Source organism: Nonomuraea jiangxiensis, from assembly GCF_900099965.1.
Lineage (GTDB): Bacteria > Actinomycetota > Actinomycetes > Streptosporangiales > Streptosporangiaceae > Nonomuraea > Nonomuraea jiangxiensis.
In genome coordinates this window covers 196066-207187 of record NZ_FNDJ01000004.1, presented here as the reverse complement: position 1 = coordinate 207187, position 11122 = coordinate 196066, and the positions used below count along the sequence as shown (strand labels likewise).

Annotated in this window: 7 protein-coding genes; 3 read left to right on the top strand and 4 right to left on the bottom strand. The window is 70.1% G+C overall.

Going from position 1 to position 11122, the window contains the following annotated elements:
* Positions 1–51: 51 nt before the first annotated feature.
* Complete coding sequence (gene murA, locus BLS95_RS10350) at positions 52–1362, bottom strand: UDP-N-acetylglucosamine 1-carboxyvinyltransferase (RefSeq protein ID WP_245764966.1); 1311 nt, start codon at positions 1360–1362, stop codon at positions 52–54.
* 63 nt (positions 1363–1425) lie between these two features.
* Between murA and BLS95_RS10345 the strand changes: the two genes are divergently transcribed.
* Positions 1426–1944: a hypothetical protein gene (locus tag BLS95_RS10345; protein WP_090930692.1), complete on the top strand. Its 519-nt coding sequence runs from the start codon at positions 1426–1428 to the stop codon at positions 1942–1944.
* On the opposite strand, the gene BLS95_RS10340 is transcribed toward BLS95_RS10345, so the two are convergent.
* Together BLS95_RS10340 and dnaE are read right to left on the bottom strand one after the other, a co-directional pair.
* A complete protein-coding gene (locus tag BLS95_RS10340; RefSeq protein ID WP_218135682.1) occupies positions 1941–3323 on the bottom strand; it encodes an amidase in 1383 nt (460 codons plus the stop codon). The two genes, BLS95_RS10345 and BLS95_RS10340, sit on opposite strands and share 4 nt — an antisense overlap.
* Positions 3324–3644: 321 nt before the next feature.
* Positions 3645–7169: a DNA polymerase III subunit alpha gene (gene dnaE / locus BLS95_RS10335; RefSeq protein WP_090930691.1), complete on the bottom strand. Its 3525-nt coding sequence runs from the start codon at positions 7167–7169 to the stop codon at positions 3645–3647.
* A gap of 167 nt (positions 7170–7336) precedes the next feature.
* Between dnaE and BLS95_RS10330 the strand changes: the two genes are divergently transcribed.
* Both BLS95_RS10330 and BLS95_RS10325 read left to right on the top strand, forming a co-directional pair.
* Entirely contained in the window at positions 7337–8710 is a 1374-nt protein-coding gene (locus BLS95_RS10330) for an amino acid permease (protein ID WP_218135681.1), read from the top strand.
* A 217-nt stretch (positions 8711–8927) separates the two neighbouring features.
* Positions 8928–10013, top strand: a complete 1086-nt coding sequence (locus BLS95_RS10325) for an SGNH/GDSL hydrolase family protein (RefSeq protein ID WP_090930690.1) — start codon at positions 8928–8930, stop codon at positions 10011–10013.
* Here the strand turns inward: BLS95_RS10325 and BLS95_RS59515 are convergent.
* Positions 9967–10959 (bottom strand): chorismate mutase, encoded by a 993-nt coding sequence (locus BLS95_RS59515; RefSeq protein WP_090930689.1) that lies wholly within the window; start codon positions 10957–10959, stop codon positions 9967–9969. The genes BLS95_RS10325 and BLS95_RS59515 overlap by 47 nt on opposite strands.
* Between the last annotated feature and the right edge of the window lie 163 nt (positions 10960–11122).

The following is an 11122-nucleotide window of genomic DNA, read 5'->3' as shown; positions in this document are numbered from 1 at the left end:
AAGATGATCTGCGACGTCCCGATCGTCGACAAACGCCCGCTTAGGACCTCTTTACCGTTGCCTGCGGATGTTCAGACCGAGCGAGGCGAACTGCTCGAACGGCCGGTGGTAACCGCGCTCGATGTGGTGCACGCCGCGCAGCGTCGACTGCCCGTCGGCCACGGCCGCTGCCAGTACGGCCGAGAACCCGGCCCTGATGTCGGGCAGCGTCACGTCGGCGCCCTTGAGCTGGGACACGCCGCGCACCACGGCCGAGTGCCTGGCGTTGCTGTCGTGATAGCGGCAGGCCGGGCCGCCCAGGCACTGGTCGAACACCTCGATCTCGCAGCCCAGCTTCTGCAGCGCGGGCACGTACACCAGGCGGTTCTCGAAGACCGTCTCGTGCAGCACGGACATGCCCTGGCTCTGCGTGAACAGCACCATGAGCGGCGTCTGCCAGTCCGTCATGAAGCCGGGGTGGGTGTCGGTCTGCACCGCCGCCGCGCGCAGGCCCTCCGGGGGCGCGGTCGCGCACAGGTACTCGTCGTTGATGTCGAAGTGCGCGCCCATCCTGGCCAGCGTGGTGATCGCGGTGACCAGGCGGTCCTGCGGGCAGCCGTGCACGCGTACCTCGCCCTGGGTGACCAGGCCCGCCGCCAGGTAGGAGAACGCCTCGATGCGGTCGCCGGTCAGCCAGGTGGAGGCGCCGCGCAGGCGATCGACGCCCTCGATGACGATCCTGCGGTTGGGCGACAGCTCGATCCTGGCCCCCATGCGCTGCAGGAACAGCGCCAGCTCCACCACCTCGGGCTCCATCGCGGCGTTCTTCAGCACCGTCTTGCCCTCGGCCAGCACCGCCGACATCAGGACCGTCTCCGTGGCCCCCACGCTCGGGTACGGCAGCTCGATCCGGGTGCCGTGGAGCCTGTTGGCCTTGGCGAAGATGCCGGTGTCGCCGACCTCCACCTCGGCGCCCATCGAGCGCAGGGCCTCCACGTGGAAGTTCACCGGCCGCCGACCGATGGGGTCGCCGCCGACCAGCGGCACGAACGCCTCCCCCGCCAGGTGCAGCAGCGGGCCCAGCATGAGGATGGGAATGCGGTTGAGCCCGGTGAACGCGTCCGGCACCCGGGGCTCGATCTCCCTGCCCCGCGCAATCGTGATCTCCGAGCCGGAGATCTCGACGTCGATCCCGAGCGCCCGCAGCATGGCGGCGGTGATCCCGACCTCGCCGACCTCGGGGGCGTTCTGGATGCTGCTCTCTCCGTCGCCGAGCATGGCGGCCACCATGTGCTTCGACACGCCGTTCTTGGAACCCCGTACCTCGACGTCCCCGCGGAGCGGACCGGAGGGTTCGATGAGCCAGACCTCTTCTGCAATCACGAGCCGAGCCTAGCCGGGGGATACCATCGAGCTGATTCGGACGTACATGTGAGGGGGAGTGGCGTGACGAGGGAAGTACGCGCATTCGCGGTAACTGTCCTCACTCTCGCCGCTCTCGGGGTCGCCGCCGGACTGCTGTGGTCGGGGCTGACGCCCCGCGCGCCCTACGAGGTCACGGCGAACGGCACGGTCCTGGCCGACCCGTCCACGCAGGCGCTGATCGCGGCCGACGGCTGGTTCGCGGTGATCACGGGCGGGCTGGGGCTGCTGTGCGGCGGGGTCGCGTGGTTCGTGGGGCGGCGGTTCATGCTGGCGGTGCTGCTCGGGCTGTGCGCGGGTGGGGTGCTGGCGGCGATGCTGACGTTGTGGGCCGGGTCCACGTTCACGATCGGGGCGGTCGTGGTCGAGGCCGCCGCCGTACCCGGGGCGAAGGTCGTCCCCGGGGCGCTGAAGCTCACCGCCTCCGGGGTGCTGGTGTCCTGGCCGCTGCTGGCGGTGGGGTTCTTCGGGCTGCTGGAGGGCATGCACGGGTATCGCGAGTCGCCCCTGCGGCAGCCCTATGGAGAGCTGCCCCGGTTCTAGAGTGGCGGGCGGCGCAGGCCGTACTGGGTGGCCTGCTCGAACGCGCGGGCCACGCGGAGCACCCTGGCGTCCTCGAACGGCCTGCCGACGATCTGCACCCCCACCGGGAGGCCGTCCTCGGTGAACCCGGCGGGCACGGACGCGGCCGGGGCGTGCAGGACGCTGATCCAGTACGCCGAGCGCATCCAGGCCAGGTAGTCGGGCATCCGCTCGCCGTTGATCTCGCCGACGTACGGGTGCTCGACCGGGAACGGCGGCACCTGGCTGACCGGTGCGATCAGTACGTCGTAGACGTCGAAGAAGGCGGCCATGCGCTGGTAGAGGCGGCTGCGGGCGACCTCGGCCCTGGCCAGGTCGGCGCCGGTGACCTTGCGGCCCTGCTCGACGTTCCAGGCGGTGTTGGGGCCGAGCCCCGTCACGTCGTCGAAGGACAGCGCGTAATTCCAGGCCCGGTAGGTCCTGAACGCCTCCTCGGCGCCGGACAGGTCCAGCTCCACCTGCTCGACGCGGGCGCCCAGGCGCTCGAACACCGCGGGCGCCGTCGCGGTGACCGCCGCCGTCCTCGGGTCCACCGGCAGCCCGCCCAGGTCGGGGCTCCACGCCACCCGCAGCCCCGCCACACCCTGCTCGGGCTCGGGGGCGAAGACCTCCTTGATCGAGTACGGCGAGCGGCGGTCGAACCCGGCGATCACCCCGAACATCAGCGTGACGTCCTCGACCGTCCTGGCCATCGGTCCCTGGACGGACAGGGTGTACCAGGCGGCGGTGTCGGACACGGCGGGGACCCGGCCAGGGGTGGGACGCAGGCCGACGACGTTGCAGAACGAGGCCGGGTTGCGCAGGGAGCCGCCCATGTCGGAGCCGTCGGCGAGCGGGACCATGCCGGTGGCCAGCGCGACCGCGGCGCCGCCGCTGCTGCCGCCCGCGGACCTGGTCAGGTCGTAGGGGTTCCTGGTGGCGCCGAAGACCTCGTTGACGGTGTGGGAGCCGGTGCCGAACTCCGGGGTGTTGGTCTTGCCGATGGTGATGGCTCCGGCGGCGCGGAGCCGCTGAACGATCAGGTCATCGTGGTCCGGGATGTTTTCGGCGAAAAGCGGCGATCCATAGGTGGTCCGGATATTTGCGGTATCAACCAAATCCTTGTGGGCTACGGGCACGCCGTGCAGCGGCCGCTCCGCCACCTCGCCCGGCCCCGCCGCGTCGGCCGCCTTGGCCGCTTCGAGCGCCTGCTCGGCCACCAGGGTCACGATGGCGTTCACGCGCGGGTTGACCTTCTCGATCCGGTCGAGGTGGGTCCGCAGGACCTCCACGGCGCTCGCCTGGCCGGTCCTGATGAGGTGTGCCGTCTCGGTCGCGGTCATGTAGTGCGGTTCGCTCACCCTGCGATCCTGCCTCACACCCCCACCGGCCCGCGACGGCGATCATTGCCATCCCACAGGCGCGGGATGCGGCAGGCGCCGAACGAACGCCCCCGGCACGAACCCGCGGCGACGTCTGCGGCGTGCGACCCCGTAACGGGCGGCTTCAAGCAGAGGGTCCGGAACGCGCCTTCGGGAACGGGTCCTGAGGTCGGGCTCGCGAGGTGACCGGGCGCCGTGACGGTGGCCCGCCGGCGCCGCCCGGTAACCGTCACCCTGGACAGAGCCCAGCCCCGTACGGCGGATGGACCCTCCCGTGCGAAGCCGTACAAAAGAAGAAAATCACACCAAGCAGGCAGGCCCGAGCAGCTGCTTGAGATCGCCCATGAGCGCGGGAGACGGGGTGACGCGGAGCCTGTCGTCCACCCGCAGCACCGTCGTCCTGGGCCCGTTGTGGACCTGCAGGTGCACCTCCGACGTGCCAGGATGCGTGGCGAGGATCTCCTTCAGCCGCCCCACCACCGGCGGCGTGCACCGCTTCAGCGGCAGGTTGACCAGCAGCGGCCCGCCGGCCTCCCGTGTCAGGTCGGGCGCCGTCACCTCCATGGCGATGATCTTCGCCACGTCCTCCCGCTTGTCGACCCGCCCCTTGACGAACACGATCGCGTCCTCGGCCAGGATCGTCGAGCAGAGCTGGTAGGCCGACGGGAAGATCATCACCTCGATCGAGCCTTCGAGGTCCTCCAGCTGGGTCAGCACCCAGGTGTCGCCCTTCTTGGTGACCTTGCGCTGCACCCCGCTCAGGATGCCGCCCACGGTCACCACCTGCCCGTCCGGCCTGCTCTCGTCCTGCACGGCCGCGATCGAGCAGTCGGCCCCCGCCGACAGGATGTGCTCCACGCCGAACAGCGGGTGGTCGGAGACATAGAGGCCCAGCATCTCGCGCTCGAACTGCAGGAGGGTGCTCTTGTCCCACTCCCCCAACGGAATCTGCACGTCGAAGGTCTGGTCCTCGCCGCCCTCGATCGCGCCGAACAGGGAGTCCTGGCCGATGGCCTCGTTCCTCTTGATGTCGATGATCGCGTCGATGGCCTGCTCGTGCACCATGACCAGGCCCTTGCGCACGTGCCCGAGCGAGTCGAACGCCCCCGCCTTGACCAGCGACTCGATCACCCGCTTGTTGCAGACCAGGGCCGGCACCTTACGCAGGAAGTCCTTGAAGTCGGCGAAGCGCCCCTTCTCCTTGCGGGCGGCGAGGATGCCGTCCACGACGTTGCCGCCCACGTTGCGCACCGCCGACAGGCCGAACCGGATGTCGGTGCCGCGCGGGGTGAAGTCGAAGTCGGAGTCGTTGACGTCGGGCGGGAACACCTTGATGCCCATGCGGCGGCACTCGTTGAGGTAGAGGGCCGACTTGTCCTTGTCGTCCTTCACCGAGGAGAGCAGCGCGGCCATGTAGGCGGCGGGGTGGTTGGCCTTGAGGTAGGCGGTCCAGTAGGCGATGAGGCCGTAGGCGGCGGTGTGGGCCTTGTTGAAGGCGTAGTCGGAGAACGGCAGCAGGATGTCCCACAGCGCCTTGATCGCCGCCTCGGGGAAGCCGTTGTCCTTCATGCCCTGCTCGAAGGAGGCGTACTGCTTGTCCAGCTCCGCCTTCTTCTTCTTGCCCATCGCGCGGCGCAGCAGGTCGGCGCTGCCGAGCGAGTAGCCAGCCACCCGCTGGGCGATGGCCATGACCTGCTCCTGGTAGATGATCAGGCCGTAGGTCGTGTCGAGGATGTCCTTGAGCGGCTCCTCCAGGGCGGGGTGGATCGGCGTGATCTCCTGCTGGCCGTTTTTGCGCAGCGCGTAGTTGGTGTGGGAGTTGGCGCCCATCGGCCCGGGCCGGTAGAGGGCGAGGGCGGCGGAGATGTCCTCGAAGTTGTCGGGGCGCATGAGGCGCAGCAGCGAGCGCATGCCGCCGCCGTCGAGCTGGAACACGCCCAGGGTGTCGCCCCTGGCCAGCAGGTCGTAGCTCCTGCGGTCGTCGAGCGGCAGCCCGAGCAGGTCGACCTTCTCTCCCGTGGTCGCCTCGATCATCCTGAGGCAGTCGTCCATGATCGTGAGGTTGCGCAGGCCCAGGAAGTCCATCTTCAGCAGGCCGAGCGCCTCGCAGGTCGGGTAGTCGAACTGCGTGATGATCACGCCGTCGGAGTCGCGGCGCATGATCGGGACGTGGTCGGTCAGCACCTCGGCGGACATGATCACGCCGGCGGCGTGCACGCCGGTCTGCCTGATCAGGCCCTCCAGGCCCCTGCCGAGGTCCATCGTGGCCTTGACGTCGGCGTCTTCGTCGTAGAGCCTGCGCAGCTCGCCCGCCTCGTTGTAGCGGGGGTGGTCCTTGTCGAAGATCCCGGCCAGCGGGATGTCCTTGCCCATCACGGCGGGCGGGAACGCCTTGGACACCTTGTCGCCGAGCGCGTAGGGGTAGCCCAGGACGCGCCCGGCGTCCTTGATGGCGGCCTTCGCCTTGATGGTGCCGAACGTGGCGATCATGGCGACCTTGTCGGCGCCCCACTTCTCGGTCACGTAGCGGATCACGTCACCGCGCCTGCGTTCGTCGAAGTCGATGTCGACGTCGGGCATGGACACGCGCTCGGGATTGAGGAACCGCTCGAAGATCAGGCCGTGCGGGATCGGGTCGAGGTCGGTGATGCCCATCGCGTACGCCACCAGCGACCCGGCCGCCGAGCCACGCCCCGGCCCGACCGGGATGCCGTTGTCCTTGGCCCACATGATGAAGTCGGCGACCACGAGGAAGTAGCTCGGGAAGCCCATCTGCTCGATGATGCCGATCTCGTATTCGGCCTGCTTCCTGTGCTGCTCGTCGTAACCCTCCGGCCAGCGCCGCTCCATGCCCTCCCAGACGGTACGGCGGAAGAACTCGCTCTCCGTCATGCCCTCGGGGACGGGATAGGTCGGCATGAGGTTCTTGAACTCGAAGAACCCGGCCGGATCGACCTTCTCCGCCACCAGCAGCGTGTTGCGGCAGCCCTCGGCCCACAGGTCGGAGGAGTCGACCGCGCGCATCTCGTCGGCGGACTTGATGTAGTAGCCGCTGCCGTCGAAGCGGAACCTGTCGGGGTCGGAGAGCTGTTTGCCGGTCTGGATGCACAGCAGGGCGTCGTGGGAGGCGGCGTCGGACTCGTAGGTGTAGTGCGAGTCGTTGGTCACCAGCGGCGGGATGCCCAGCTCCTTGCCGATCCTGGTCAGCCCGTCGCGGACGCGGCGCTCGATGTCGAGCCCGTGGTCCATGACCTCCAGGTAGAAGTTGTCCTTCCCGAAGATCTCCTGATATTTCGCCGCCGCTTTGCGCGCCTCGTCATACTGGCCCAGCCGCAGCCTCGTCTGCACCTCGCCCGACGGGCAGCCGGTGGTGGCCATCAGGCCCTCGGAGTGCTCGGCGAGGATGTCGGCGTCCATCCGCGCCCACTTGCGCACGAACCCCTCGGTGTAGGCACGCGAGGACAGCCGCATCAGGTTGTGCAGGCCCGTCCTGTCGCGCGCCCAGATCGTCATGTGGGTGTAGTAGCCGCCCGCCGAGACGTCGTCCTTCTTCTGGTGCGGCTCGCCCCACAGCACCGGCCGCTTGTTGTGGCGCAGCTCCGGCGCGACGTAGGCCTCGATGCCGATGATCGGCTTGATCCCGGCGGCCGTGGCCTGCCGGTAGAAGTCGTAGGCGCCGTGCATGTTGCCGTGATCGGTGATCGCGATCGCGGGCATCCCCAGGTCGCCGACCTGCTTGAACATCTGCTTGAGCCGCGCGGCCCCGTCGAGCATCGAGTATTCGGTGTGCACGTGCAGATGGACGAACGAGTCGCTGGACGACATGGAGCGGCGCCTCCCAGTCTCGATGTTTCGGGTGCGTTCCGACTCTAGTAGGCCGCACCGACATCCCGCGGGGCTCTCGCACGAGGGGACGGACCGGCGTGCCGGGTCCCGGGTGCCCGGCGGCACCGATATCGTCGTGTCACCGTGAGTAGTTGAGGAGACACCGAGTGCGCACGCCGGAAGACGAGGGATACAGACCCGCGCTGGGCAACCGGCAGGTCCAGATGATCGCCATCGGCGGCGCGATCGGCGTCGGGCTGTTCCTCGGCGCCGGGGGACGGCTGGCCGCCACCGGCCCCGCCCTCGTGCTCTCGTACGCCATCGCCGGGGTGGCCGCGTTCTTCGTCATGCGCGCGCTCGGCGAGCTGGTGCTCTACCGCCCGACGTCGGGCTCGTTCGTCGAATACGCCAACGAGTTCATGGGCCCGTGGGCGGCCTTCGCCAGCGGCTGGATGTACTGGATCAACTGGGCGTTCACCGGCATCGCCGAGCTGACCGCGATCGCCGCCTACATCCACTACTGGGCCCCCGCCTTCCCCGAGTGGCTCACGGCCCTCATCGCGCTGGGCTTCGTGCTCATCGTGAACTCGCTGTCGGTCCGGCTGTTCGGCGAGCTGGAGTTCTGGTTCGCGATGCTGAAGGTCCTGGCGATCTCGGCCTTCCTGGTCGTGGGGCTGGTGCTGGTGGTGTTCACGGTGGGCGAGGCGGGCCCGCACAACCTCGTCTCCCACGGCGGCTTCTTCCCGACCGGGTTCCCGCTGGTGCTGATGAGCCTGCAGTCGGTGGTGTTCGCGTACGCGGCGATCGAGGTGGTCGGCATCACGGCGGGCGAGACGGCCCGGCCGCACGAGATCATGCCGAAGGCGATCAACGGCGTGGTGTGGCGCATCGCGATCTTCTACGTCGGCTCGGTGCTGCTGCTCGCGATGGTCCTGCCGTGGACCGCCTACCGGGCGGGCACCTCGCCGTTCGTGACGGTCTTCTCCGGCCTGGGCGCCCCCTGGGCCGCCGACGCCATGAACCTCGTCGTGATCACCGCCGCCCTCTCCTCCTGCAACTCGGGCCTGTACGCCACGGGCCGCATCCTGCGCTCGATGGCCACCAAGCGCGAGGCCCCCCGCTTCACCGGGACCATGAGCTCCCGCCACGTCCCGATCGGCGGCATCCTGTTCACCGCGGTCATGTTCCTGGCCGGGGTGGCCCTGTTCTACTTCCTGCCCGAACGCGCCTTCAACATCGCCACCGCCGCGGCCTCGCTCGGTGTCGTCACCACGTGGGGGGTGCTGATCTACTGCCAGCTCGGGCTGCGCAGGTCGGGCCACCGCTCGACGTTCCCGATGCCGGGCTCCCCTTACACCAACTGGCTGACCCTCGCCTTCCTGGCGATGGTGGTGCTGCTGATGCCGTTCGCCGACCAGGACCAGCGGGTGGCGTTCTTCCTGATGCCGGTCCTCGTCGTGGGCATCGCCCTCGGCTGGTGGGCCGTCCGGCGCCGCCGCGCCACGCGCAGGCCCGAGCCGTGCATGGACTCCGGCGACTGAAAACCGCCGTCCTGATCGGTGTCTGGGTAGTCTCGATGGCGGAGCAGGTGGCCATTCGGGGCTCGGGGAGGACGCGCTGGACGCCACAGACCGACGGGACCCGCCGGGACCTGCGAACGAACCGACCGCCCCAGACCGAAAGGACCAGCCCACCCCGACCGGGCAGACCACTCCGCCCGCCCGTGCCGGGAGGACCGGACGGATCATCCGGAGAGCGGTGACCGGCACGATCGCCCGGGCGGTCATGGCCGCCGCGCTCGGCGTCGCGCTCGCCCTGGCCTGCCTGTCCCTGGACGTCTATCCCAGGCTGGCCTGCGCCTTCCTGGACGCGGGCTGCCCGGCGGACGCGCCGCCCAGGGGCCAGTTACCCCGGCTGACCCGCCTGTCCCCCACCGAGGTCGCCCAGCTGGGCAAATACGTCGCGCTCGGCGACTCCTACTCCTCCGGCGAGGGCGTCTACGACCTCGACAGGCAGCCGCTCAACGACGGCGCCGACCGCTGCCACCGCGCGACCGGCTCGTACGTGCCGACCGTGGCGCAGGCATACCGGTTCCAAGGCGGCACCGCCTTCTACGCCTGCAGCGGCGCCACCACCCGCCAGCTCCTGTCCGGCCAGTACGGCCAGCCGCCCCAGATCACCCGCGTCGACCCCTCGACCAGCCTGGTGACGCTCAGCATCGGCGGCAACGACGCCGGCTTCACCAAGGTCCTCACGAGCTGCATCGTGAAACTGCCGTGGTCCACGGCCTGCGTCGACCAGGACCAGGCGGTCGCCCGCCGCATCCAGGAGCTCGGCCCGAACCTCCTCAAGGTCCTCAAGGAGATCCGGGTACGCGCCCCGAACGCCCGCGTCATCGTCCTCGGCTACCCCCGGCCGTTCCCCGAGAACCCCACGGAGACCTACGACAACCTCAGCCCGGCGGACCAGCGCTGGCTGAACACCATGACGAGGCGCCTCAACGACCTGGTGGGCTCGGTGGCGGCGGACTTCGACCGCGCCATCGCGGCCTTCGGCGCACCCGGGAGCGTCGAGTACGTCGACGCCTACGAGTCGTTCACGGGCCACGAGGTCGGGGAGCCACAGCCCTTCCTGAACGGGCTGAACGTGGACATGGAGGACCTGACGGTCAACGCCCGGAGCTATCACCCGACAGGCGACGGCTACCGCCGCTTCGCCGGCCTCATCACCGACCAGATCGCCGCCGGCCCTGGCCGCCCCATGAACAACTTCCGGCTGACGCCCCCTGACCCCGGGGCTACTCGCGTGCCCGCTGCTCCGCCAGGTGCAGGCCGGCCTCGATGACCGCGTTCATGACGGGCGCCAGCAGGTCCTCGCCGAGTGTCGGCGCCCGCCGTGCCATTTCGGCCACGAGCGCGCGTTCCCTGCCCGCGTCGCGCCCCGCGAACCCGCCGACCGGCTTGAGCCGCTGCACGATGCCCGCCAGCTCCACCCGCCGCTCCAGCAACGTGGCCAGCGCGGCGTCCACCCGGTCGATCGCCTCCCTGCACTCCGGCAACGTGGCGGGCGCCTCGTGCCGCAGGAGCGCCCCGACGATCGTGACGGCCTCCTCGGCGATGCGCCGCGCCGCCTCCGCGTCGGCCTTCCGGCCCACGTCGAGCTGCGCCACCAGGCCGTCGGCCAGGTCCTCCGCCCGTACGAACGCACGGGCCGCACCCCGTACGGGATCCGCGACCCCGGCGCCCTCGTAGGTCCCGATCGTGCTCTCCTGCCGCGGCCCGGCGTCCACGATCAGCCCGTCCGCCCCGGCCGCCACCGCCGCGGCCGACAGCCCGACGTCCCTGGACACGTCCACGAGCACGGGCCGTCCCGACGCCGCCCGCGCGGCCCGCATCAGCCCCAGGTCGGGATGGCCGCCCTCGCACAGGATGACCCGCCCGTCACCCTCGGCGGCGCAGTAGTCGGCCAGCCCGAGCCACTCCTCCATGGACGCCGACGCGCGCCGCTCCACGACCACCGGCAGCCCGAGCCCGCACACCGCCTGCACCAGCGGGATGTCGCGCGTCCACGCGGCCCCCACCACCACGGCGTCGGCCCGCTCGGCGACGATCGGCAGGTCGGCCGCCGAGAACGGCTCCACCAGCGTGGCCCGCTCCCCCAGCGCCTCCCGCGCGTCGACCCGCCCCTGGTGCGCCCGCAGGCTGACCCGCCGGCCGATCACCACGGCGGGTCCCTCTCCCACGAGCAGTTCGCCCACCGCGACGGCGTGCCGTTCCAATGTCGATGACATTCCGACTCCCCACATCGGCCGGTCCCTGGAACCGGCGGGAAACCAAAAAGGCAGAGACGGGTCGTCTCTGCCCTGTGCCGACTCCAGGTGGTCGCTATCCGACGACCGGCCCTCCTGGAGCCGGCTCGGTAAACGCGTGGCGACAAGTCATATGGAAACCCTA

Bases quoted from the DNA above. Each gene is read 5' to 3' on its own strand.
- BLS95_RS59515 (WP_090930689.1), bottom strand. From the start codon at position 10,959: ATGTCATCGACATTGGAACGGCACGCCGTCGCGGTGGGCGAACTGCTC.
- dnaE (WP_090930691.1), bottom strand. From the start codon at position 7,169: ATGTCGTCCAGCGACTCGTTCGTCCATCTGCACGTGCACACCGAATAC.